Source organism: Salinisphaera sp. (assembly GCF_035690525.1).
Classification (GTDB): domain Bacteria; phylum Pseudomonadota; class Gammaproteobacteria; order Nevskiales; family Salinisphaeraceae; genus Salinisphaera.
This window is the reverse complement of sequence record NZ_DASSKM010000166.1, coordinates 1-24567: the sequence shown is the minus strand read 5'-3', so window position 1 is coordinate 24567 and position 24567 is coordinate 1. Positions and strand designations below refer to the sequence as shown.

General features: G+C 64.3%; 23 protein-coding genes. 18 read left to right on the top strand and 5 right to left on the bottom strand.

Features of this window, described 5'->3' with window-relative positions:
- Positions 1-192 precede the first annotated feature (192 nt).
- The 4 genes from VFJ08_RS12945 to VFJ08_RS12930 all read left to right on the top strand — a co-directional run bounded on the left by VFJ08_RS12945 (position 193) and on the right by VFJ08_RS12930 (position 3719).
- Positions 193-840 (top strand): lysophospholipid acyltransferase family protein, encoded by a 648-nt coding sequence (locus VFJ08_RS12945; protein WP_324997637.1) that lies wholly within the window; start codon positions 193-195, stop codon positions 838-840.
- Entirely contained in the window at positions 837-1784 is a 948-nt protein-coding gene (locus tag VFJ08_RS12940) for a phosphatidate cytidylyltransferase (RefSeq protein WP_324997636.1), read from the top strand. The genes VFJ08_RS12945 and VFJ08_RS12940 overlap by 4 nt, the downstream gene beginning before the upstream one ends.
- A gap of 322 nt (positions 1785-2106) precedes the next feature.
- Positions 2107-2988 (top strand): hypothetical protein, encoded by an 882-nt coding sequence (locus tag VFJ08_RS12935; protein WP_324997635.1) that lies wholly within the window; start codon positions 2107-2109, stop codon positions 2986-2988.
- Positions 2985-3719, top strand: a complete 735-nt coding sequence (locus VFJ08_RS12930) for a hypothetical protein (protein ID WP_324997634.1) — start codon at positions 2985-2987, stop codon at positions 3717-3719. Before VFJ08_RS12935 ends, VFJ08_RS12930 begins: the two co-directional genes overlap by 4 nt.
- Before the next feature lie 171 nt (positions 3720-3890).
- Here VFJ08_RS12930 and VFJ08_RS12925 read toward each other — a convergent pair whose 3' ends face one another.
- Positions 3891-5354, bottom strand: coding sequence for an aminoacyl-histidine dipeptidase (locus tag VFJ08_RS12925; RefSeq protein ID WP_324997633.1), 1464 nt, complete (start codon positions 5352-5354; stop codon positions 3891-3893).
- A 177-nt stretch (positions 5355-5531) separates the two neighbouring features.
- Between VFJ08_RS12925 and VFJ08_RS12920 the strand changes: the two genes are divergently transcribed.
- The 11 genes from VFJ08_RS12920 to VFJ08_RS12870 all read left to right on the top strand — a co-directional run bounded on the left by VFJ08_RS12920 (position 5532) and on the right by VFJ08_RS12870 (position 17724).
- Positions 5532-6404, top strand: coding sequence for an SMP-30/gluconolactonase/LRE family protein (locus VFJ08_RS12920; protein ID WP_324997632.1), 873 nt, complete (start codon positions 5532-5534; stop codon positions 6402-6404).
- Between the two features lie 26 nt (positions 6405-6430).
- On the top strand, positions 6431-7480 hold the full coding sequence (locus tag VFJ08_RS12915; protein WP_324997631.1) for a LacI family DNA-binding transcriptional regulator: 1050 nt from the start codon (positions 6431-6433) through the stop codon (positions 7478-7480).
- Between the two features lie 84 nt (positions 7481-7564).
- Positions 7565-8704 (top strand): sugar ABC transporter substrate-binding protein, encoded by a 1140-nt coding sequence (locus VFJ08_RS12910; RefSeq protein WP_324997630.1) that lies wholly within the window; start codon positions 7565-7567, stop codon positions 8702-8704.
- A 73-nt stretch (positions 8705-8777) separates the two neighbouring features.
- Complete coding sequence (locus VFJ08_RS12905) at positions 8778-10367, top strand: sugar ABC transporter ATP-binding protein (RefSeq protein WP_324997629.1); 1590 nt, start codon at positions 8778-8780, stop codon at positions 10365-10367.
- 13 nt (positions 10368-10380) lie between these two features.
- A complete protein-coding gene (locus VFJ08_RS12900) occupies positions 10381-12438 on the top strand; it encodes an ABC transporter permease (RefSeq protein WP_324997628.1) in 2058 nt (685 codons plus the stop codon).
- Positions 12439-12482: 44 nt separating this feature from the next.
- Positions 12483-13268, top strand: coding sequence for an SDR family oxidoreductase (locus VFJ08_RS12895; RefSeq protein ID WP_349257009.1), 786 nt, complete (start codon positions 12483-12485; stop codon positions 13266-13268).
- Between the two features lie 10 nt (positions 13269-13278).
- Complete coding sequence (locus VFJ08_RS12890; protein WP_324997626.1) at positions 13279-14223, top strand: 3-hydroxyacyl-CoA dehydrogenase; 945 nt, start codon at positions 13279-13281, stop codon at positions 14221-14223.
- A gap of 11 nt (positions 14224-14234) precedes the next feature.
- The gene (locus VFJ08_RS12885) at positions 14235-15167 is read left to right on the top strand and encodes a 3-keto-5-aminohexanoate cleavage protein (protein WP_324997625.1); all 933 of its coding nucleotides are present in this window, start codon (positions 14235-14237) and stop codon (positions 15165-15167) included.
- A 32-nt stretch (positions 15168-15199) separates the two neighbouring features.
- Positions 15200-15901: a CoA transferase subunit A gene (locus VFJ08_RS12880; protein WP_324997624.1), complete on the top strand. Its 702-nt coding sequence runs from the start codon at positions 15200-15202 to the stop codon at positions 15899-15901.
- Position 15902: 1 nt separating this feature from the next.
- Positions 15903-16550 carry a CoA transferase subunit B gene (locus tag VFJ08_RS12875; protein ID WP_324997623.1) on the top strand — a complete coding sequence of 216 codons (648 nt, stop codon included), beginning with the start codon at positions 15903-15905 and terminating at the stop codon, positions 16548-16550.
- A gap of 1 nt (position 16551) precedes the next feature.
- On the top strand, positions 16552-17724 hold the full coding sequence (locus VFJ08_RS12870; protein WP_349257010.1) for an acetyl-CoA C-acetyltransferase: 1173 nt from the start codon (positions 16552-16554) through the stop codon (positions 17722-17724).
- A 15-nt stretch (positions 17725-17739) separates the two neighbouring features.
- On the opposite strand, the gene VFJ08_RS12865 is transcribed toward VFJ08_RS12870, so the two are convergent.
- From VFJ08_RS12865 to dsbG, 3 genes are all read right to left on the bottom strand, one after another.
- Positions 17740-18843, bottom strand: coding sequence for an aromatic ring-hydroxylating dioxygenase subunit alpha (locus VFJ08_RS12865; protein ID WP_324997621.1), 1104 nt, complete (start codon positions 18841-18843; stop codon positions 17740-17742).
- 86 nt (positions 18844-18929) lie between these two features.
- Positions 18930-20471 (bottom strand): apolipoprotein N-acyltransferase, encoded by a 1542-nt coding sequence (gene lnt, locus VFJ08_RS12860; RefSeq protein ID WP_324997620.1) that lies wholly within the window; start codon positions 20469-20471, stop codon positions 18930-18932.
- A gap of 75 nt (positions 20472-20546) precedes the next feature.
- Positions 20547-21365, bottom strand: a complete 819-nt coding sequence (dsbG, locus tag VFJ08_RS12855; RefSeq protein WP_324997619.1) for a thiol:disulfide interchange protein DsbG — start codon at positions 21363-21365, stop codon at positions 20547-20549.
- 405 nt (positions 21366-21770) lie between these two features.
- Here dsbG and VFJ08_RS12850 point away from each other — a divergent pair, with 405 nt between their 5' ends.
- The 3 genes from VFJ08_RS12850 (at position 21771) to VFJ08_RS12840 (ending at position 22877) form a co-directional block, all read left to right on the top strand.
- A complete protein-coding gene (locus tag VFJ08_RS12850; protein WP_324997618.1) occupies positions 21771-22220 on the top strand; it encodes an SgcJ/EcaC family oxidoreductase in 450 nt (149 codons plus the stop codon).
- A 151-nt stretch (positions 22221-22371) separates the two neighbouring features.
- On the top strand, positions 22372-22641 hold the full coding sequence (locus VFJ08_RS12845; RefSeq protein WP_324997617.1) for a CBU_0592 family membrane protein: 270 nt from the start codon (positions 22372-22374) through the stop codon (positions 22639-22641).
- On the top strand, positions 22641-22877 hold the full coding sequence (locus tag VFJ08_RS12840; protein WP_324997616.1) for a CBU_0592 family membrane protein: 237 nt from the start codon (positions 22641-22643) through the stop codon (positions 22875-22877). The genes VFJ08_RS12845 and VFJ08_RS12840 overlap by 1 nt, the downstream gene beginning before the upstream one ends.
- Positions 22878-22951: 74 nt before the next feature.
- Here VFJ08_RS12840 and VFJ08_RS12835 read toward each other — a convergent pair whose 3' ends face one another.
- Entirely contained in the window at positions 22952-24451 is a 1500-nt protein-coding gene (locus VFJ08_RS12835) for an efflux transporter outer membrane subunit (protein ID WP_324997615.1), read from the bottom strand.
- Positions 24452-24567: the final 116 nt, after the last annotated feature.

The following is a 24567-nucleotide window of genomic DNA, read 5'->3' as shown; positions in this document are numbered from 1 at the left end:
GTCGGCGAATAATCTCGATATTTCTGCTTCCAAGGTTTGTTACATGGAGTAGAGCGTAGCCCAGCAAGACACCGTGGTCGATCGCTTCCGCAGCTCCGGCCGCAACCCATCTTGGGCGATCTTGCGATGCCATCGACCGCCGGCGTTAAGCATCCGCAGAGCAGAAAATGACTTGAATAAAGGGAGAAGCCGATGCGTTTACCGAGCCGAATCGCGGCGGCGTTGATTAAAGGTTTCGCCCGCCTGCTGACCGGCGCGCGCGGCTACTGGTCGGGCTGCGCGCCGGATATGACGCAGCGGATCTATTTCGCCAATCATGCCAGCCATGCCGACTTCGTCCTGGTATGGACAACCCTGCCGTCGGAGCTTGCCGCCGGCACGCGCCCGGTTGCCGGCGCCGATTACTGGAACAAGGGGCGCATCAAGCGGTTCATCATCCACGATGTGTTTCACGGCGTGCTGATCGAGCGCGAGCGCGATGCGAGAACCGAAGATCCGGTCGAAACACTGATTACAACACTGGACCAGGGCTATTCGATCATCGTGTTTCCGGAGGGTACGCGCAATCTCGACGATGACAATCTGCTGCCGTTCAAAAGCGGCATTTATCATTTGGCGCGCCAGCGGCCGGGCGTCGAACTGGTACCGGTTTGGATCGAAAACGCCCAGCGGGTGATGCCGAAAGGGCGGCTCATCCCGCTGCCCTTGCTGTGCTCGGTGCATTACGGCACACCGCTGCATTGCGGAACGGACGAAGAGAAAACCGTGTTTCTGGATCGCGCCCGTCAGGCGCTGGTCGACACCGCGCCGCATTCCCGTGAAGCAGAGGAGCCGTCATGACGAGCGTACAGCAACAAGCATTGCTGATCTTCGCCGGCGTGGCCGGCATTCTCGTTCTCGCCAGCGCTATCGGCTACGGCCTGAAGCTGGGCATCGCCCGGGGTCAGGCGCACGCGGTGATCGATAACCTCAACGCGCGCGTGAATGCGTGGTGGGTCATGGTCATCGTGATCGGGCTAGCGTATGCGTTCGGCAGAAACGGCGTGATTGCGCTGTTTGCCATCGTATCGTTCTTTGCGCTGCGCGAGTTCGCCACGATTGCGCCGACGCGCCGCGGCGACTACATGGTGCTGCTGCTGAGTTTTTTCCTGGTTACGCCGGTGCAGTATTTGTTGATCGGCATCGAGTGGTACGGGCTGTATTCGATCTTCATTCCGGTCTACGCTTTCCTGCTGCTGCCTGTATTGGCCGTGGTCGCCAGCGATACGCGCGGTTTTCTCGAGCGCACGGCGATCGTGCAGTGGGGGGTGATGCTGTGTGTGTTCTGTATCTCACATGTGCCGGCGCTGCTTACGCTGGATATTCCTGGCTATGCCGGCCGTAACGCGCTGTTGCTGTTTTTTCTTATTATCGTTGTGCAATCCAGCGACGTGCTGCAATACATCTGGGGGCGACTGTTCGGGCGGCACAAGCTGGCGCCGGGCGTTTCGCCGTCGAAGACGGTCGAGGGGCTCGTGGGCGGCATCCTGAGCGCGACGCTGATCGGTACGCTGCTGTGGTGGATGACGCCGTTTTCCATCGTTTTTGCCGCCGGCATTTCATTTGTCATTACGGTGATGGGCTTTCTCGGCGGGCTGGTGATGTCGGCGATCAAGCGTGACCGCGGCATAAAGGACTGGGGCGCAAGCATCGCCGGGCACGGCGGCATGCTCGACCGGCTGGACTCTGTATGCTTTTCCGCGCCGATTTTTTTCCACCTCGTTCGTTACGGGTGGGCCGGTTAGCGCCACGATGAGGGCGATAGAAAAACCTGCCTCGGGTATTCGAAAATATAGCGGCCGCGCTGTAGTTGGTCGCTGCCGTTTGGACGGCTGCAAGTGAATTTTTACGCCGTAAGTTTCTGAACCGAAAATGCCCGCCCGAACACTATACTGAGGCTCGGTATCACAGGCTTTCGCGGCGAGCGTAAATATAGTTATCATGAAATGTGGCCACAGCATATAAGCCGCCAATACAACGAACATGGCTTAACAGGAATCGGCGTAACGGTCGTGAAATTCGACCGGCAGTACGCTCCCTTGCCCATCCAACGGACCGAGCGTCGCTATGGCAGAAGGTGCAAATCAACCCGCACACGATGGCCGCCAGGGCGGTCAGGCGCTCACCGAGTTCATTGTGGTCGGCGTTTTCGTGCTGTTGCCGTTATTTTTGCTGATCCCAATCGTTGCCCAATTGATCTCGCAAAATCAGGCCGTGGAAATCGGCGCGCGTTATGCGGCCTGGGAGCGCACCGCCTGGAATCAGCCCGGCGGCGACGGCCCAACCAAGTCCGATGCGCGCATCGCCCGGGAAATCGATACCCGCATCTTCGCTCGCGACGATCAGCCGATCGTATCCGAGGCGGAGGTCACAGCCGAACTGGACCCATTCTCGCGCCGCGTCAACGGCGACAACGAGGCGCTCATTCAAAAGCATTCAGGCACCGACACGTACGCTGCGGTTCACACTACGCAGTCGGCGCCCAGCGCGATACTTTCGCCCATTGTTACGGGGCTTTCGGGGCTCATCAATGGCGTGGCCGGCGCGTTGGGTGGGCATTCCGCCGGGCTCGATCTCAATCAGCAGGGGCTGTACGCGGTCGATGTGTCGGTACCGTTGACCGATCTGACCGACATCTTCGACCTGCCCGGCGTCGATCTGAGCAGCCTGCAACTTTCGGCGCATGACGCATTGCTGACCGAAACCTGGGCGGCCCGCGGCACCGAGGACGCGCAAGACAAGATTCGCGGTCTAATGCCGATTACGCTATTGAACAGTCCCGTGATCGAGACGGCCCGGTCGAAGCTGAGCGTGCTGCCCATCGCCAAAGAGCTGGAACCGGGTTGTCTCGACTTCGGCCGCGTCGAACTGGGGCCCGTGCCCCATGGTCGAAGGGGCCCGGAGGTGGGCAACCGCGGCGACTCCGGCCTTCCCGGCTGTGGCCTATGAGTAGCCGAGGTCGTCATTCCGAGCGCGCCCGATTTCGTCGGCGGTGCCGCCGTGGGCTCGCCGGTTCGGCGTGGATCGGTTTGTGCCTGCTGTGGATTGCGCCGGCGCAGGCCGACTCGGCGCCGCATCTGACGCTACCCGAAACCTTGCACGCCCAGGTCGTGGCGGGCGCCCTGCGCGTGCACGGCATCCCCACCAGGATTCTCGCGTTTCGCGCGTCCCGGAGCGCCGACGCGCTGGCGGACTATTTTGCCGGCCAGTGGGCCAACAAAATGCATCGCAGCCGGGCGGGGCGCTGGACCGTACTCTCGCATCGCGACGGTGCCTGGTTGACTACCATCCAGATCCGGAAGGCGTCGATGGGCCAAACCCGGGGCTTCATCGCCATGAGCCCGCTATTCAAGGCCATCGAGGACGGCCGGCGCCCTCCCGAGATCGATATCCCGATGCTGCACGGCACCACGGTCGTCAATGATCTGCAGGCCACGGATCATGGCAAGCAAAGCCGGACGCTGGTCCTGCGCAGCACCTGGTCGGCGAGCCAGAACCTCGACTTCTACCGCGCTTATTTCAAGGAACAAGGCTATGTCCCGGTTGGCCCTGGCGCCCTGGTCAAGGGCGATACCGGCGGCGCCATGATCCTCAACCGAGGCAATGAGCGGCTCGACCTGGCCGCCACCCAAGCCGGCCAAACCACGCTCATCACGATCGTCCGGGTGCAGCAGCCATGAAACTCCAAACAAGTCTGGCTCCGCGATAGCCGATAAGAAAAAGAGAAAGTCCGCAAATAAACGCCAAAAATACGCAAAATAAAGAAAATTAGTTTCCATTTGCGTTTTTTCGCGTTCATTTGCGGATTGTTTATGTCTTCCTTTTGTATCCTTGTTTTTGCCAGGCTGGCACTAATCGGCGCGCGGCTGAGCCAGATCGGCGAGGGTTTCGCGCAAAAGCGTATAGAACGAGTTCACGGCGGCGATATCGACCCGCTCGGCCGGCGAGTGCGCGCCGCGAATCGTCGGGCCGAAGGAGATCATGTCCATCGCCGGGTATTTCGCGCCGATCAGGCCGCACTCCAGGCCGGCGTGGAGCACTTTCACTTCCGGTTTGCCGCCGGTTACGCGTTCGTGCACATCGACAAAGCGCGTCAGCAGATCCGATTTCGGGTTCGGCGTCCAGCCCGGGTAGCCGCGCTCGCGAGTGGCCGGGAGGCCGGCCAGTTCGAATAGCGTTGCGATCCGTTCCACCAGCGAGTCGCGCGCGGAATCGATCAGCGAGCGCACCATGATCTGTACTGTGAATACGCCGTCGGCGACCTGCACTACGCCGATGTTGTTGGATGTCTCGACCACGCCCGGGGCGGCTGAACTCATGCGCTCGACCCCGTAGGGCAAGGCATAGAGCAGGCGTACCAAGCGCTCGGTATCGACGGCCGACAAAGCCTTGTCGGCGTCGCCGCGCGCCTGCCCGACGGCCACTTGCCCGTCCGCGCCGGCCAGTTCCTTCTTGAACACCGCCTCCAGTTCCGCCAGTTCGGCCGTGGCCTCGTCGAAGGCCGTGTCCGGCAGGGCGACGGTGGCCCAGGCCGCGCGGGTGATGGCGTTGTCCATACGCCCGCCGTCGTAATCGACCAGTCTAAGGCCGAGCGGCAGCAGTGGGTGCAGGACGCGGGCGAGCAGCCGGTTGGCGCTGGCCCGGCCGGTATGGATATCCATGCCCGAGTGGCCGCCGGTCAATCCGTGCACGCCGATCCGGAACACCGTGAGCCCACCTTCCAGCGGGTGCTCGGCGAGTTCGGTGGCGGTGGTGACGTTGGCGCCGCCCGCGCAGCCGATACAGACTTCGCCTTCTTCCTCGGTGTCGAGATTGAGCAGCATGCGGCCGTCCAGCCAGCGCGGCGCGAGGTTGGCCGCGCCCACCAACGACACTTCCTCGGCCACGGTCAGTAGCAGCTCGAGCGGGCCGTGTTCCAGCGTGTCGTCCTCGAGGGCCGCCAGGCCCGCGGCCGCGCCGATGCCGTTGTCCGCGCCCAGCGTGGTGCCGCGCGCCTTGAGCCAGCCTTCCTCGACGAAGGTCTCGATCGGGTCTTTTTCGAAATCGTGATCCACGCCGGTATCGGCCTCGGCCACCATGTCCACATGAGCCTGCAACACCACGCCTGGTGCGTTCTCGTGGCCGGATGTGGCCGGCTTCACGATGCGCAGGTTGCCGGCCTGATCGCGTTCGTGGGCGAAACCGCGTTCGTCGGCCCAGGCCTTGATCTTCGACAGGATGGCGTGTTCGTGCCACGACGGCCGCGGCGTGTCGCAAAAAGTACGGAAATGCCGCCAGAGCGGCGTCGGTTCGAGTTGCCCAAGGTGCGCGTTCACGGCGTGGTTCCCATGATCGAGACGACAGCGGCAAAGCATAGGCAATCACGGCCGGCGAGACCATGCCCGGCGCCAGCTCCGACTTAGACCTATGGATGATCGACAGGCGCAAAAAAATCAATGATTGTTCAGGGTAAGCGGTTACCTCAAGAACAATATCGCGGTAAAGGAGGAGATATGGAATTCGAATTCCTGGTCGACGCACAGAATGTGCTCGGCGAAGGCCCGCTCTGGGATACCAAGGAAGCGCGTCTGTACTGGATCGACAGCCTCGGCAACACCGTCAACCGCTGTCGCCCCGACGGCAGCGGCATCGAAACGTGGCCGGTGCCGGCCAACATCGGCTCGTTGGCGCTGCGCGAGAAGGGCGGCGGCGTCGTGGCCTTGCAGAACGGTTTTCATTTCATCGATTTCGACAGCGGGGAATGCGAGTTCATCGTTGATCCGGAAGTCGGCAATCCCGGCACCCGTTTCAACGACGGCAAGGTCGACCGGCGCGGCCGGCTGATCGCCGGCTGCATGGATTACGACGAGCAGAGCGGCAGTGCCGGGCTGTATCGGCTGGACCCGGATCTGTCCTGCCACAAGCTGGACGACGGCATCGTGGTCTCGAACGGTCCGTGCTGGAGCCCGGACGACAAGACCTTCTATTTCGCCGATACCTGGAAGGCGATCTATGCCTACGACTACGATATAAACGCCGGCCAAGTTTCCAACAAGCGGGTGTTCGTGCCGGTCGAGGACGAGTCGCAAGGCGTGCCTGACGGGGCGACTGTGGATGCCGAGGGCTTCGTCTGGAGCGCCCAGGTCTACGGTTCGAAGATCAATCGCTATGCGCCGGACGGCACGCTCGATCGCTCGATCGATTTTCCGATTCAGAACATCACCAGCGTCATGTTCGGCGGCGAGAATCTGGACACCCTGTTTGTCACCAGCATGGGCCACCAGCCGGTGCGCGGGAAGAAAACCACCGATCCACGTAATGGCGGCGTGTTCGCCGTGCACGGGCTCGGCGTTCAGGGATTGCCCGAACACCGCTTTGCCGGCTGATTGGCGCGCATCGGGAGCTATCGAGCATGTCGGACACATCCAGCACGCGCCGCCGTAACGCCATGCGCACACGATCGAGCGCCTCGCCGACGATCGGCGATGTCGCGCGCGCCGCTGGGGTGTCGACGGCGACCGTGTCGCGCATTCTCAACGGCGTGCCCAACAAGGCGACGGATATAACCGCCCAGCGGGTGCACGACGCGGTCGAAAAGCTGCGCTATCGGCCGGTGCAGGCCGGCCGGTCGCTGAGCATGATGCGCTCGGCGGTCGTGGCGCTGCTCACGCCGGACAACCGCAATGCCTTCTACGCCAGCATCGCCGACGCCGTGCAGCGCGGCATCAGCGCCACCGGCAACGCCATGACCCTGTGCAATACGCGCGAAGATCCGGCCTCGCAGGATGCCTATATCGAGGAAATGCGCTCGCATCTGGTCTCGGGCATCGTGCTGCTCGGCGCGGTGCGTACCCCGGGGCTGGAGCGCCTGCTCGACGACGGGCCGCCGGTGGTGTTCGTCAACCGCAAGTGCCCGGTGGACAGCGACAGCCCGTTCGTCGGCATCGACAACTACGGCGCCGGGCGTGATGTGGCGCGCTATTTCCTCGACAAGGGCTATGTTGACTGCGCCGCATTGCACGGCCCGTGCATGTCCTCGGCCAGCCGGGAGCGCTTCGAGGGTTTTCGCGATGCGATGGCGGCCGCCGGCGCCGCGCTGGCGGGCGACCGCATCGTCGAGTGCGACCTGACGATCGAATCCGGCTATCGCCAGTCGCAACGGCTGTTCGAGCGCGGTCAGGCGCCGCGGGCGGTGTTCTGCGGCAACGACCCGATCGCTTACGGTCTGCATCGTCGGTGTCAGGAACTTAAGTTCCGGGTGCCCGACGACATCGCGATCTTCGGCTTCGACGACAACCCGCTCAACGAATGGCTGGCGCCGTGGCTGAGTACGGTGCACGTGCCGCTGGAAGAACTGGGCCGGCAAGTCAGCGACGTCATGCGCCGGCTGCTCGAAGGCTCGAACGAAGTACCGGCACGTACCGTGCTGGCGCACACGCTCACGATCCGCTCGTCGGCATGAGCGTTGATCCCGAATAAAAATTTAGTTGTAGGGGTAAGCGATTACCCTCGTCAAAGAAACGATAAAACCACGGAGGAGAAGACCATGAATATCTCGAAGTACGGCGTGTTCTCGACCTTGCTCGCGCTTGGCGCGCTGGCGCTGTCGTTGTCGGCGCTGCCCGGCAGCGCCCAGGCGGCCGACCAGAAATACAAGATCTACCTGAGCATGAGCTATATCGGCAACGACTGGCAAAGCGAGGCCAAGAACATGGTCACCGCCATGGCCAAGTATTACTCGGACAAGGTGGATCTCCATATCCAGGTGGCCGGCACCAACGCCCAGAAACAGATCCAGCAGATCAATGGCATGGTGCAGGCCGGCGCGGACGCCATCGTCGTCTATCCGATCTCGCCGAACGCACTGAATGCGGTCGTTCGCAATGCCTGCCACCGCGGCGTGGTGGTCATGGCCTACGACTCCGTGATCACGGAGCCGTGTGCCCACAACGTCACCATCGACCAGCACGAGGCCGGCGCCAAGACCGCCCAGTGGCTGGCCGATACGCTGAACCACAAGGGCAACATCGTGATGGTCACCGGCGTGCCGGGCACTTCGGTGGACAAGGCGCGTACCGAAGCCGCGATGAAAGTGTTCAAGAAATACCCGGACCTGCATGTCATCGCCAAGCCCAACGGCATGTGGTCGCAGGCGGTGGCGCGCAAGGTGCTGTCCCAGGTGGTGGCCACCCACGGCTGGAAGAACATCGACGGCCTTTGGATGCAGGTCGGCTGCTATACCGCCACCTCGATGCAGATCCAGGCCGGCATCGCCGACGACAAGCTGCGCCCCTGTGCGGGCGAGTCGTCCAACGGCCACCGCGTGCAGATGCTCGACCCCGGCGCGGTGAAGGGCGTGAGCGACACCTATCGGCCGGCTGGCCTGAAGAGCATTTCCTACGGCTCGCCGATCTATTCCGGCGCCTTGGCGCTTAAGTTGGCGCTGGCCAAGCTAGACGGCCAGAAGAAGGAATTGCCGCACCACATCAAGCTGCCGCTGCCGCTGGTGACCTCCGACCAGATCAAGCTGTGCCAGACCGGCTCCTACAAGGAACTCGCCGCCGGCTGCAACGTGTTCGATCCGAGCCGCGTGCCGCCGGGCTGGTTTTCCGACATCTACAGCGAGCGGACGCCCGAGGTCGGGTTCCAGGCCGCGCTCAACGCCAAGCCCGAGCCCCATCCGTAGCGATCGCCTGTCCCGGCGGCCGTTTCGGCCGTCGGGCGGCTCTCGAGGATTCCCGTTTTCCGGAGGTTGCTCCATGACCCGATCCACGGCGATCGAACTGAACGCGATCGTGAAACGCTACGGGCCGACCGTGGCGCTCGACGAAGCATCGCTGACCGTGCCGGCCGGCCAGGTGCATGCCCTGCTGGGCGAAAATGGCGCCGGCAAGTCGACCACCGTGAAGGTGCTCAGCGGTCTGGTCGCGCCCGACAGCGGCGAAATCCGTGTGTTCGGCGACAAGGTGCGCCTGCGCTCGCCGCGCGACGCCCACCGTCACGGCATCCAGACCGCGTTCCAGGAGCTCACGCTGGTGCCCGATCTCACGGTCACCCAGAATCTGCTGCTGCCGTACACGCCGGCGAACCGTCTGGGACTGTTGCGTTCGCGTGCCACTCGCCAACAGGCGCTCGCGGAACTGGAACGGCTGGATCTGGGCGACATCGATCCTCGGGCCGAGGTGCGCGAGCTCGACCTGCCGACCCGGCAGAAGCTCGAGATCGCCAAGGCCGTCATCCGCAAGCCGCGCATTCTGCTGCTCGACGAGCCGACTTCGGCGCTGTCCGGGCGCAACGTCGATTGGTTGGAAGGGCTGGTGGACAAACTGCGCGACGCCGGCGTGACCATGATCTTCATCACCCACCGCATGCAGGAAGTGCGCAGCTTCTGTCAGGCGCTGTCGGTTTATCGCGACGGCAAGTGCGTGGGCACGGGCGCGGTGGCCGACTACAGCGACGGCGACATCGTCGAATTGATGCTCGGCCGGGCCATGGAACAATCGTTCCCGCCCAAGACCGCGGCCCCGGCGGCCGATGCGCCGGCGCTGCTGTCCACGCGCGGGCTGACCGTCGGCGACCGGCTCACCGGTGTGGATCTCGATATCCGCCGCGGCGAGGTGGTTGGCGTCGCGGCGCTGCAGGGAATGGGTCAGGCGGCGCTGTACCGCAGTCTGTTCGGCTTGGAAACGGCCTCGCGCGGCACGCTCGCGGTCGACGGCCGCGAGGTGGAGTTCGTCTCGCCGCGCGACGCCATCCGCTCCGGTATCGGCATCAGCTATTTACCCGAGGATCGCAAGACCGAGGGCCTGCTGCTGCCCATGAACGGGGTCGAGAACGTCTCGCTGCCGTTGCTGGATCGCTTCGCGCGTTTCGGCTGGCTCGGCAAACGCCGCGAGGCCCAGGCCGTGCGTTCGGTGCTGGGCCAGGTCAACGTCGACCCGCGCGCGCTGTACACCCGCTGTAGCGCGTTCAGCGGCGGCAATCAGCAAAAGATCGTACTCGCCAAGTGGCTGCTCACACAGTCCCGGTTGATGCTGATGTTCGATCCGACCCGCGGTATCGATGTCGGCACCAAGCTCGAGATCTTCCAACTCATGCACCGCTTCGCCGAGGACGGCGGCGGGGTGCTGTTTCATTCCACCGATACCGCCGAACTGGTCAACGTGGCCCATCGCGTGATCGTGCTCTACCGCGGCCGTGTGGTGCGCGAGCTGGTCGGCGATGCGATCACCGAGCAGGCGCTGCTCGAGGCGGAGCTGGGTCAGGAGGGCGTCGAGGCGCCGGCGCCGGCCGACGGCGGCCGCGATTCGCGGGCCATGGCTTTCCAGCGCACGGCGGCGCTCGTCTGACCGGGGGTACACGATGTCTGCAACCACGCTGAGCATGAATCTGGGGCGCCATCGCGGTCTGCTGATCGCAATCGGCGCTTTCGTCGCGGTCAGTCTTTTGCTGGAAACGCTGGTGCGCGGCGGGTTGACCTATTTCGATCTGAGTTTTCTATCGGCCGGCGGCGCCCCGCTGGCGATTGCCGCGATCGGCGAAACGGTGGTCATCCTGTCCGGCGGCTTCGACCTGTCGGCGGCCGCGGTGGTGTCGTTGACCAATGTCTTTCTCGCCGCCTACATGCCCGACACGCCGATGGGGCAGGTGTTGTTTCCGCTGCTCGCGCTCGGCGTCGGTGGCCTGGTGGGCGCGGTCAACGGCCTGTTCGTCGGCTTCCTGCGCCTGCCCGCGATCGTGGTGACGCTGGCGACCATGTTTATCGTGCAGGGCGTGACGTTGCTGGTGATGAGTCAGCCGGGCGGCACGATTCCCAGCGGTTTCGTCGGCCTGCTGCGCGGCGACGCGATCCCGGGCGTATTGCCCGCGCCGGTGGTGGTCGTGCTCGTCATGCTCGCGATCTGGTGGTTGATCAAGCATTCACGGCTGGGGCTTGCGATCTATGCGATCGGAAGCGATGCCTCGGCGGCGCGGTCGACCGGCATCAACGAGCGCTGGGCGCGGTTCTGGACCTTCGTGATCGCCGGCATGCTGTATGCGGCGGCCGGCGTGTTCATAAGTGCCCAGACCGGTTCGGGCGATCCGCATATCGGCGATCCGATGCTGCTGCAGTTGTTCACCGCCGTGGTGCTCGGCGGCACGCTGCTCGGCGGCGGTCGTGGCGGGGCCTTGGGCAGTGTGCTCGGCGCCTACGTCATCCAGATGACGGCCAACGTGCTGCTGGTGCTCAACGTCTCGCCGTACTACACCACGGTCGTCGAGTCGGCGATCCTGCTGTTGGCGGTGCTCGCGACTACATTATCCAGCGAGTCCCAGGCGATGGGCTATCTGCGCTACAGCGCGCTCAAGATCGGCCGTCGCTGGCGCGGCCGGCGGCCGGCGCGCAAAAGCCGCGCCAATTTCGCGCTGCCGCGGTCGCACGAACAGAACGCGGCGCCCGGGCGCCGGCCATTCTCGTTGTCCGGCTCGTTGTCCGGTCTCTGGACGCGCCACGGCGACCACCTGCGGCTCGTGATGCCGGCGTACCTGCTGTTCGCGGGGCTGCTGGCCATCACATGGGTGCTGTTCGCCGAGCGCGCCGGCGTGTTCGGCTATATCGATTCGCTGCTGGTGCTGACGTGCTTCCTGGCGATCCTCGGTCTCGGCCAGGGGCTGGTGATCCTCACCGGCGGGCTCGATTTGTCGCTGCCGTGGAACATTGCCGCCAGCGGCATTCTGCTGACCCAGGTCGTGCACGGCTCCAACGAAATCGCGCTGTGGGCGATTCCCCTGGTGTTGATCTTCGGCAGCGTGGCCGGCCTGTTGAACGGTATCGGCGTGGCCATCCTCGGCATCTCGCCGATCGTAGTCACGCTGGCCATGAACGGTTTGCTGCAGGGCTTCGCGCTGATTCTGACCGGCGGTTCGCCCCAAGGCTGGACCGCGCCGTTCCTGCAGAGCTTCATGAACGGCGAATTTCTCGGCGTGACGCCGGTGGTCTGGTTTCTGATCGCCTTCGTGATCGCGGCGACCCTGCTGCTCACGCGCACCACCTTCGGTCGCCGGATCTATGCGGTGGGGAATAGCGAGAACGTGGCCCGGCTGTCGGGCGTCTCGGTCGGCAGCACGTTGGTGGCCGCCTATACGGTCAGCGGCTTCTGTGCGGCGCTGACCGGCATTTTGCTGACCGGCTTCAACGGCCAGGCCTTCAACGGCATGGGCGATCCGTACCTGTTGACCTCGATTGCGGTGGTGGTGGTCGGCGGCACGCTGATCACCGGCGGCCGTGGACATTATTTGGGGATTCTCGGCGGCGCGCTGGCGCTGACCGCGCTCGACACCCTGCTGGCCGGGACCATGCTGTCCAATTCGGTCAAGAGCATCGTCTATGGCTGTGTCGTGCTCGCCGCGGTGCTGGCCCTGCGCGAGCGCGCCTCGTGATTCTTTAGTTGTTTCGAACAAGGAAGCGTATTCGTGAGGAGCGAATGATGAACGAAGATGTATTCAAACCGCGCGCCGGCTTGCGCGTGCTGATCACCGCCGGGGCCAGCGGCATCGGCCGCGCGATCGCCGATGCGCTGATCGCCCGCGATGCCCGGGTCTGGATTTGCGATGTGTCCGAGGCGGCGATCGCCGAATTCAGCGATACTCATCCCGAGGCGCGGGCGGCGGTCGCCGATGTGCGCTACGAAAAAGAAGTCGCCGCGTTCGTCAAAGAGGTGAATCGCGAGTGGGGCGGCGTGGACGTGGTGCTCAACAACGCCGGCATCGCCGGCGACACGGCCGCGGTCGACGAGATCAAGCCCGATAGCTGGCGCAACACGATCGATGTGAATCTCAACGGCCAGTTCTATTGCGCCCACCACACGGCGGCGCTGCTGCGCGAATCGGAAGGCGTCCTGATCAACATATCGTCGGTGGCCGGCCGGCTCGGCTATGCCCAGCGCACGCCGTATTCGGCGACCAAATGGGCGGTGGTCGGCCTCACCCAGAGCCTGGCCAAGGAACTCGGGCCGAGCGGCGTGCGCGTCAACGCGATTTTGCCGGGCATCGTGCGCGGGCCGCGTATGGAAGGCGTGATCGCGGCGCGCGCCGAGGCGCTCGGCTTGTCTTATCAGGAGATGGAGCGCCAGTACCTCGAAAAGATTTCGCTGCGGCGCATGGTCGATCCCGAGGACGTGGCGCATATGGTCGTGTTCCTGTGCAGCCCGGCCGGTCGCAATATCTCCGGCCAGGCGCTGAGCGTCTGCGGCAACGTCGAAACGCTCTGAGGAGCTTGCCATGAGTCATCATGTTGCCGTCATCGGCGCCGGGCTCATCGGGCGGGCCTGGGCGATCGTGTTCGCCCGGGCCGGCTTCGAGGTCGCACTGTACGATATCTCGCCCGACGCCCTGGCCAAGGCGGGTGAATCGATCGAGGCCGCCGCGGCCGATCTGGCCGCGGCCGGGCTGGTGGCCGATACGGCGTTCACGACGTGCATCCGGCGTGAACCCGATCTGGCGGCGGCACTGGCCGGCGTCGACTACGTGCAGGAATGCGGCCCGGAAACGCTGACGGCCAAGCAGGCGCTGTTCGCCGAGCTCGAGCGCGCCGTTACGCCGGACACGATCCTGGGCAGCTCGACTTCCGGGATACTGGCCTCGGATTTCGCCGCAAAGCTCGAACACCCCGAGCGGTGCCTGGTCGCCCATCCGGTCAACCCGCCGTATCTGATTCCGCTGGTCGAACTCGTGCCGGCGCCGGCCACGAGCGCGGCCGTGGTTGAACGGGTCCGTGCGCTCATGGCCGATGCCGGCCAGGTGCCGATCACGGTTCGTCGGGAGATTTCCGGTTTCGTGCTCAATCGCCTGCAGGGCGCGCTGCTCAACGAAGCGATGCGGCTGGTCGGCGGCGGCTATGTCAGCGCGGCGGATCTCGACGACACCGTGAAGCACGGCCTCGGCCAGCGCTGGTCTTTCATGGGGCCGCTGGAAACCATCGACCTGAACGCGCCGGGCGGGATCGCCGATTACGCCACGCGCTACGGGCCGCTGTATGCCGGCATGGCCGAAACCCAGGCCGAAGCGCCGGACTGGGGCGCGGCTGCGATGGCCGAACTGGAACGCGCGCGGCGCGAACTGCTGGCCGAGAGCGAACTCGCCGCCCGACAAGAATGGCGCGACCGCCGGCTGATGGCGCTCGCCGTCCACAAGCGCGATATGCAGAACATCGATCCCACTGGTTGAGGGAAAAAGACATGGCCAAGACGAAACCCGTCATCATCACCTGTGCCGTGACCGGCGCGATCCATACGCCGTCCATGTCGCCGCATCTGCCGGTCACCCCGGACCAGATTCGCGATGCCGCGCTGGGCGCGGCCGAGGCGGGAGCGGCGATCGTGCATCTGCACGCCCGCGATCCGGATACCGGCAAGCCGAGCCAGGACACCGCGCTGTTCGATCGTTTCCTGCCGCGGATCAAGGCGGGCAGCGACGTGGTGATCAATCTCACCACCGGCGGGGCGCCGACCATGCCGGTCGAGGAGCGCATGGGCCCGGCGCATCATTTCGCGCCCGAACTGGCCTCGCTGAACATGGGCTCGATGAACTTCGGGCTCTACGAAATGCTGGGGCGTTTCAAGACGTTCGAGCACGATTGGGAGTATCCGTATCTCGCCGAGAGCGACGACCGGATCTTCAAAAACACCTTCCGCGACATCGATCATATCCTGGATGCCTGCGGCGCCAACGATACCCGCTTCGAGCTGGAGTGCTACGACATCAATCATCTCTATACGGCCGCGCATTTCCTCGAGCGCGGCCTGCTCAAGACGCCGCTGTTCATCCAGTCGGTGTTCGGCCTGCGCGGCGGTATCGCCGGCCATCCCGAGGACTTCATGCATATGAAGCGCACCGCCGATCGTCTGTTTGGCGACGACTATCGCTGGTCGGTGCTCGGCGCCGGCCGCAACCAAATGAATCTGGGCGCGATGTCGGTGGCGATGGGCTCGAACGTACGCGTCGGCCTGGAGGATTCGCTGTGGGACGGGCCGGGCCAACTGGCCGCCTCGAACGCCGATCAGGTCAAGCGCATCCGCACCATCATCGAAGCGCTCGGCCTACGCGTGGCCACGCCCGACGAAGCCCGCGAAATGCTCGGGCTCAAGGGCGGCGACAAGGTCAATTTTTAAGACGCGCCCGCGCCCAACACATCGGAGGAGACATGAACAAGCACTACGCCTCGGCGGCGGCCGCGCTCGACGGCCTGGTCGCCGACGGCATGACGCTCGCGGTCGGCGGCTTCGGCCTCTGCGGCATCCCCGAGGCCCTGATCGCGGCTCTGCGCGATACCGGCAAGCGCGATCTGACGGTCGCCAGCAACAACGCCGGCGTGGACGGTTTCGGCCTCGGCCTGTTGCTGGAATCGCACCAGATCAAAAAGATGATCTCGTCCTACGTCGGCGAGAACAAGGAATTCGAGCGCCAGTATCTGTCCGGTGAACTGGCACTTGAATTCGCCCCCCAGGGCACGCTGGCCGAGCGGCTGCGGGCCGGCGGCGCGGGCATCGCCGCGTTCTACACCCGCACCGCCTACGGCACCAAGATCGCCGAGGGCAAGGAAACCCGCGAGTTCGATGGCCACCATTACGTCATGGAACGCGGGTTGGCGGTCGACGTGGCCCTAGTCAAGGCCGAGGTGGCCGATACCGCCGGCAACCTACGTTTCGCCAAGACCGCGCGCAACTTCAATCCGCTGGCCGCGGCCGCCGGGCGTGTCTGCGTGGCCGAGGTCGAGCGCCTGGTCGGGCCCGGCGCGATCGGCCCGGACGATATCCATCTGCCCGGCATCTACGTCGATCGCCTCGTGGTCAACGCGGCGCCGGAAAAACGTATCGAAAAGCGCACGATGAGAGAGGTGGCCTGATATGCCCTGGACGCGAGACGACATGGCCGCGCGCGCGGCCGGCGAACTCGAGGACGGCTTCTACGTCAACCTCGGCATCGGTCAGCCAACGCTGGTGGCCAATTATATTCCCGACGGGCTGGATGTCTGGCTGCAGTCCGAGAACGGCCTGCTCGGCATCGGCCCGTTTCCCACCGAAGACACGATCGATGCCGATTTGATCAACGCCGGTAAGCAGACCGTGACCGCACTGCCCGGCAGCAGCTTTTTCGACAACGCCGAATCGTTCGCCATGATTCGCGGCGGGCATATCGATCTGGCGATTCTCGGCGCCATGCAGGTTTCGGCCGCCGGCGATCTGGCCAACTGGATGATCCCGGGCAAGATGGTCAAGGGCATGGGCGGCGCGATGGATCTGGTGGCGGGCGTGAAGCGCGTGGTGGTGCTCATGGCGCATACCGCCAAGGGCGAGCCCAAGATCCTGCCCGAATGCACGCTACCGCTGACCGGCGTGGGCGTGGTCGATCGCATCATTACCGATCTCGGGGTGATGGATATCACCGAGCACGGCATCGCCGTGGTCGAACTGGCGCCGGGTGTCGGCTTCGACGAAATCCAGGCCGCCACCGGCTGTCCGTTGCTCGATCGATGCGAGGCCGCCCATGCCTGAGGTGGCAGAGGTGGCAATCGTGGCCGCCCGGCGCACGCCGATCGGCCGATTGCAGGGCGCGCTGTCGTCGTTGTCGGCGGTCGAGCTGGGCGCGGCCGCCATCCGCGCGGCCTGTGCCGATCTCGACCCGGGCCGCGTCGACGAGGTGTTCATGGGCCATGTTCTGCGCGCCGGCTGCGGCCAGAACACCGCGCGCCAGGCGGCGATGACGGCCGGCCTGCCCGAGACCGTGCCGGCGACGGCCATCGACAAGGTTTGTGGCTCCGGACTGGCGAGCGTGCACGCGGCGGTGCAAGCCATTCGCGCGGGCGACGCGACCACGATCGTGGCCGGCGGCATGGAAAGCATGAGCCAGTCGGCCTATGTATTGCCCAGGGCCCGAACCGGATTGCGCATGGGCCACGCCCAACTCGTCGACAGCATGATTTCCGACGGCCTGTGGGATGCCTTCAACAATTATCATATGGGCGTGACGGCGGAGAACCTGGCCCGGCGCTATGCCATCGAGCGCAGCGCTCAGGACGCCTTCGCCGCCGAATCGCATCGGCGGGCGACGGTAGCCATCGGTGCCGGCGCCTTCGACCAGGAACTCGTCGCGGTCGAGGTGCCGCAGCGGCGCGGCGACCCGGTGAACGTGGTCCGCGATGAACAGCCGCGGGCCGATACCACGGCCGAATCGTTGGCCGGGCTCACGCCCGTTTTCGACCGCGAGGGCACGGTGACCGCCGGCAACGCCTCGGCGCTCAACGACGGCGCGGCCGCGCTCGTGCTCATGCGGGCCGATATCGCCGCCGCCGAAGGGCGGCCGATTCTGGCCCGGGTCGCGGGGCTGGCCAGCGCCGGCGTGGACCCGGCCTATATGGGAATCGGGCCGGTGCATGCGGTGCGCGCCTGTTTGGGCCGGGCCGGCTGGTCGCTGGCCGACGTCGATCTGATCGAGGCCAACGAGGCCTTCGCCGCCCAGGCGCTGGCTGTCGGCGGCGAACTCGGCTGGGACCCGGCGCGGGTGAACGTCAACGGCGGCGCGATCGCGCTCGGCCATCCTATCGGCGCTTCCGGCGCCCGGGTGCTGGTCACGCTGCTTCATGCCATGACGGCCCGCGGCGCGGCGCGCGGCATTGCCACGCTATGCGTCGGCGGCGGACAGGGTATCGCGATCGCCGTCGAACGCTGACGCGGCGGCGCCCAGCTATCCGACGCCTCGCCCGACTCCTGGCATGGCCCGGCCCTGGGCAACCAGTAGATAGCGCAGCTTCTGGATGATCGGGAAAATCTCGTTGTTTTGATCCTCGCCCTGGGCGTCGAAGGCGCGCTGCTCGGCTTCGACGATGTCTTCGTCCTGACCAAAGATACCGTTGGTAAAGGCGATGATGAATGGCCATAGCACATGGATGGCGCCCGGTATGCCGGGCTTGCGCACCATCATCAGGCCGAAGGTATGATTCTTGCGCTGCTGCCCGTCGGTTGGCACATAGATATTCCAAAGATCGAGCGCTGGTTCGGTGGAACCAGCGGTCCAGAATTGCAGCGTCTGATACGGATAACCGGTGCGGATCGTCATGATGTCCTTGTCTTCGCGCGCCTCGGCTTTGGCGTCGGGTGTCTTGGCGCGTTTTCCGAGCATCAGTTTCTCGCCGAATGGCTGTTTGCCGCGGGCCCGATGAAAGGTGTAGTCGACCTCGACCCAGCCGTCGCCCTCGCGAATATCCAGCGCGGTCGGGTTGATGCTGCCCATCAGGCTGCGATGTAGAAACTGATGGTTCATATCCATCAGGTTTTCGTGCATGAAGCTGTAGTGGCAGTCGATGCGGCGATCGAGATAGCGCGTCTTGTAGTTCGGGTCGCCCCAGGTCGGAATATGCGGGAAGCGCTCAATGCCGGCGGCATTGACGTCGCCGGGGTAGACGAAGATCAACCCGTAGGCCTCCACGCACGGGTAGCTGGCCACGCCGTTGGGCAGCGATTTGCCCTGGTCCAGATAGGGCACGTTGATGCATGCGCCGGCGGTGTTGTAGGCCCAGCAATGGTAGCCGCAGAGCAGGCGTTCGCCGCGGACCTCGCCGAGCGAGAGGGGCACTTGGCGATGGGCGCAGCGATCCTCGAGCGCGAAAATGTGTCCGGTCTCGGTGCGCGCGAGCACGATCGGCTCGCCGGCGAAGCTCACGCCCTTGGTACCGGCACGCGGCACGTCGCGCGAACGCGCCAGCGGATACCAGTAATCGGGATCGATGGCGGTCTTGCGGATATCGCGCGGCAACGGCGCGGCGATGCCGCGATCGGTGCGGCGGTCCACGGCGGGTGAAAAAACCGATGACATATCTAAAGACTCCGAGCGATCGGCGAATACAACTCATTATTTGTAGCAGGATTTGGTTGTGGCTACAGTCCGTGATCAGCCGGAGGGCCGCGCCGGCCCCGGGCGAATCGAACCAAACCGCCCGCCCCGGCGACGAGCAGCGCCAGGATAACGACGCCGTAGTTGCCCCAGCGCGCGAACGGGGTCAGGCCGCTGTACGGCCGGAACCGGCCGGTGACGACGGCGGACTCGAAATCCGGTGCGCGATCGACCACATGGCCGTCGGGCGCGACGATGCCGGTCACCGCGCTGTTGTCCGCGCGCAACAGATAACGCCCGGTTTCGACCGCACGCATACGGGCGATCTCGAAATGCTGATCGGGCCCGATCGAGTGCCCGAACCAGGCATCGTCGGAGACATTGATCAGCACGTTCGCCGGCGGCACGTCGCGCGCCAGCAGCGCCCCGAAGATATCCTCGTAGCAGATGGAGATGCCGAGCGCGATGCCGCCGGCGTCGATCGGCGCCTGATCAAGCGCGCCGGGCGTAATATCGGAATAGGGCATGCCCGAGGCGGCCATCCAGCGGCGCACGATATCCGGTACCGGGAAGTATTCGCCGAACGGCACCAGATGACGCTTTGAATACAGCCCCTGACCGGCGCCGACCGCCACCACGCTGTTGTAGATGCGCTGGCCGTCGTCGCTGACGCGCAGCAGGCCGGTGATCAGCGTCGTGCCGTGCGAGGCGAGCTTGGCGCCGAGATTGTCGAGCGCCGGCTTGACCGCGCGATAATAGTCGGGGATCGCGGTTTCCGGCCAGATCACGAGATCCGATTGCCAGTGGCCGCGCGTCAGCCCGGTGTAGCGGTAGATCGCCTGATTGACCCATTCGGGCGTCCACTTGGCCTGTTGCGCCACGTTACCCTGAACCAGCGTGACTGTCCGCGCCTCGCCGCTGGGCTGCGTCCAGGCGATGTGGCCGAGCCCGAACGCGCCGCCCCAGAGCACCACCGCCGCCCCGATCGCCCACGGCGCACGACGCGGGCGTACGCTGAGCCAGGCGAGCAGGCCGGCCGTCAGGGCGACCGCCCAACTCACGCCGAACACGCCGAGGATCGGCGCCAGGCCGACCAGCGGCGAATCGATCTGCGAATAACCGAGCGACAGCCAGGGAAAGCCGGAGAAAACCCAGCTTCGCAGCCACTCGACCAGCGTCCAGCAGAGTGGCAGCCATAGCAAATATCGCAGCGCCCCGGCGCCGGGCGCCAGCCGTACCGCCAGGCCCAGGGTCAGGGCGATGAAAGCCGACAGCAGCACGATCAGTGCGACCAGAAGCGCCACCGCCAGCGAGAGCGGCGCGCCGCCCACGCCCGACAGGGCGATCAAAATCCAGTAGGTGCCGGCGGCGAACTGGCCGATGCCGAAAGCGAGCCCGACTAGCGCGGCCCGGCGCGCCCGCGCGTGGTCGACCAGCCGGAACAGTACCGCCACGGCCAGTGGCGCGACCCAAAACGCCCCGAACGGCGCGAAGGCGAGAACGGAAACGCCGCCGGCGAGTGCGGCGCATATCAGCGCCGGCCAGCCGGCCGCGCGCAGCCGCGATCGGATCGAAGAGCCCTGCAAGATCGAAAATCCCGGTTCAAGAACAAGCGGCCGGATCGACCGGCCGCCGAAGTGAAACGTCGCGTCCGACAGCTTCTAGCCGTGCTGTTGCGCGTATTGGTTCAGCCAGTCCTTGGACGGCAGGCCGATCTTGGCCGCCCACTGATCGTCGTTCTTATAGAGCACGGTCGGCGTGCCGTTACCGCCGGCGGCCGCCATCCGCCGATAGTACGTATCGATCACGTTCTTGAGTTCGTCGGGCACGTTTTCGACCGGCTCGATGCCGCCGTTCTCCGTATCCTCGTCGAAGCCGTTCTCATTCTCGACCAGGGCCTTGGCCGGATCATCGGCACTCAGGATCGCCGCCGCCCGGCCCATGCTCGATTTCTTCAGGAAGCCGACCATGGCCCACTGCAACTGCAGCTTGCCGGCTTCGACCAGCGGCTGAACCCGCTGATAGAAGCGATGGCAATAAATACAGTTCGGGTCGGCGAAGACATACAGCACCGGTGCATCGTCCGGGCCCTGCTGCACCAGATGGCCGCTCGACTTGAGCTGGTCGACGACCTTGCTCACATTCGGCTTCGGCACATACTTGTCGCTGTACTCGGCGGACATATTCTTGCCGTCCGGCGAGATCAGCTTACCCACGAACAGATAGCCGTGATCGCCGTAGACGATCTGGTGCTGGCCGTTCTGCTCCAAAATATAACCGGTCATGCCCGGCACATCGGTCTTGAACTGCTTGTTGACCTTGAGCTGGCCGGCCTTGACCGCTTCTTGCAGCACCGGCGGAAGATCCTGAGTAGCCGGCGATTTGGCCGAAGCGGCCGATGCCGGCCCGACGAGGGCGAGCCAGCCGACCATGGCCAGCGCCGTGCCGGCGATGGCTCGATTAAGGACAAAAAACGTCATGTTACGCTTCCAAATAAAAAACCATGGCGCGCGGCGAACCGGCCGGCATACATACATGCGGGCGCCGACCGATGATATGGCCGATGCTTATGCTTAGCATAATGTACTCGGACTGGCCGAGCTTAACGAACATTATTACGGGGACAGTATACTTATCTAAGCCGCGACTGCTTCGGCTTTAGTCGATACTGATTTGTCGAGAGCGCGGAAGGAGTTCCTGTCCCCATAATTTGAACGTCAGTGTTGGCCCGGGGACGGCGTTGTACTTTGGGCCGTATATTATTTGGCTGCAATTGTTTTGACTTTGGTCGACACGAGCTCGTCGGGAAAAGAGTTTAGTATGCCGTCCCTATAATCCCCGGCGGCAACTGCGCTTCGGCTTTATACCGTAGAGACAGAAAATTCATGGCAACAGACGACTACCACGCGATCACTTCTGTACTCACTTCATTGATCGAGGCGTGGGGACAGCATGATGCGGAAGCATACGGCGCGCAGTTCACAATTGACGCAACGTATGTGACTTACATCGGTACGTGCTATTCAGGCCGTCCGGACATCGTAAAGAGTCATCGTGCCTTGTTCCAAAAATTCCTCAAGGGCACCCGGCTAGCCGACGAAATCACGAGTCTCCGTTTTTTTGGTCTGGATACGGCCATTGTCACCAGCCGGGGGGATACATATAAGAGCAAGCAACCTAAAAAGCTAACAAAAGTCCAAACCTACACGTTCGTTCGGCAGGAAGATGGCCAGTGGCGTATCGCGGCGTTTCAGAACACCAGGCGCAAGTCGCTTATGGAGGCCGTGGCTTTTAAGTTGTTGCCGGAAACCATCCCATCGGGTAGTACGGTATAACAATTCGTTGCGGCCGACCGCCCATCCGCTACGCGGGCTGCCCTCTGACTACGCAGCGCAGATCGCCGCAAACGTGCAACTTGAACCCTTTGGACTCTGGATACAGCGCTACTAAAACCGAGGGTAACGTCGAATAAGAAGGCTACTTAGCATGGATTTCGGCAATATCAGTGTCGTGTTGGCGCAGGTAATAGGCGCGCTGCTGGTCCTGGTATGCTTCCTGCTCGCGCAGGCCGGTCGAGTCGACCCGAACGCTTACCATTATCTCTTGCCCAACCTCATAGGTTCAGCAGCGATGACGGTTACGGCCGTTATCAATCACGAGTGGGGCTTTGTATTCCTGGAAGGCGTTTGGGCGCTGGTTTCGTCGTGGGGATTGATTCAGCGTCTTCGAGGTAAGGCTCCGGCGGTGGTGCATTAATGGAAGTCGCATTGCAGTTCGTTGGAGCGCTGGGCATATTAATACCTTTCACACTGCTGCAATTGCGCCGTACCACACCAGATTCTTGGTTATATCTGTCGGCAAATTTAGCCGGCGCGGGGATTTTGACTTGGTTGGCACTAATCGAATCCCAGTGGGGTTTCGTTATCTTGCAGGGCGTATGGGCGCTTGCCGCATTTATCGGGCTTGCTCGTCGAGCTTTTCGCCGTGCGTGATGTCGGCTATGCCCAACGTCAGCCCCGGTGGCTACGGCCACACGTGGTTTATAGCTGCTTTACATAAGAATGGCTTAGTCGGTGCTCGGCTCATCGGTACTCGGTGCCGGCATTTGATCGACGCTGGTAGCGAATCCGCCGCCGCCCAGCACCTTGTACAGCGTGACCAGGTTGGTCTGGCGGGCGAGCCGCCGCCCGACTTCATCCTGGCGTGCGCTGTAGAGGGCGCGCTGTTCCGTCAGCGTATCAAGAAAGCTGTCGATACCGGCCTTGTATCGGGCCAACGACAGCCGGTAGGCCCGGGCGTTGGCGGCCACCAGCGCCTGTTGGGCGGCGACTTGGCGATCGATGGTCGCGCGAGTGGCCAGCGCGTCCGCGACTTCGCGGAACGCGGTCTGGATGGTCTGTTCGTAGTCGGCCAGATCGATCTGGCGTTGGATATGGGCGAGATCGAGCTGCGCGGCCCGCGAGCCGCCGTCGAAGATCGGCTGATTGATTTGCGGCGTAAAGCTCCAGGTGCGGTTGCTGTCGGCGAACAGGCCGGACAACCCGACCGTGGCCCAGCCGGTGGCCGCGGTCAGGCTGATGGTCGGAAAGAACGCGGCCCGGGCCGCGCCGATCGAGGCGGTATCGCCCCGCAGCGTGTACTCGGCCGAAATCACGTCCGGCCGGTTGGTCAAGACCTTGGAAGGAATACCGGCCGGAAGATCGGCGATCACCGGGTGCGCCGGAATATGCGCGCCCGGCAGATCGGCGGCCGGCACGGTGGCGCCGACGACCAGGTTGAGCGCGTTGCGATCCCGGGCGACCGCCGTGGTGTAGCTCGCCACGGCCACCCGCGCCGCTTCCACCGCCGAGCGCGCGTTGGCCACATCCGAGCCGGAGGCTACGCCGTAGTCGTGGCGCGCCTTGACCAGCTTCAGGTTCTGCTGCTGATTGGCGAGCGTGTTTTCGGCGATCGACAACCGCTCCTTGTCGGCGGCGAGTATCAGCCAATCGCTGGCGACTTGGCCGATCAGGCTGATCTGGGTCGAGCGCCGGGCCGCGGCCGACGACAGCAACGCATCCAGAGCCGCTTGCTTCTGGTTGCGCAGGCGGCCGAAGAAATCGATCTCGTAGTTGGCAAAGCCGAGCTCCGCCGACAGGCTTTTGGATACCGAGCTGCCGGTCACGATATTGCCGCTCGCCGTGTCGTTGCCGCCGGCCGAGCGCCCGGACCTGGAAAAGGTGGCGCTGGTCGAGGCATCCACGTTCGGAAACAATGCCGATCCGGCGTCGTGGTAGCGGGCTCGCGCGGCTTTGATGTTGAGGGCGGCGATCCTCAGGTTGCGGTTGTTGGCCAGCGCCTTGGCAACCGTATGCCGCAGCCGCTCATTGATGAAAAAATCACGCCAGCCCAGCGCGGATACATCCGGTGCGGCGACCGGCTCGGGCGCCGGGTTGTCGCCCACGCTCGGCCAGATCGTCGGCGTCACCGGCGCCGGGCGCCGGTAGTCCGGCGCCAAGTTCACGCAACCCGCCAAGCCGGACGACCCGGCCACGGCCACGACTGCGAACAGTAGGCGCCTGTTCATCGCGCGATCCGCCCTTCGGCCGTGAGCCGTCGCCAGCCGGCGCGCGAAAGCACGAAGAACACCGGCACGAACAGGATCGCCAGCACGGTGGCCGCGATCACGCCGCCGAACACGCC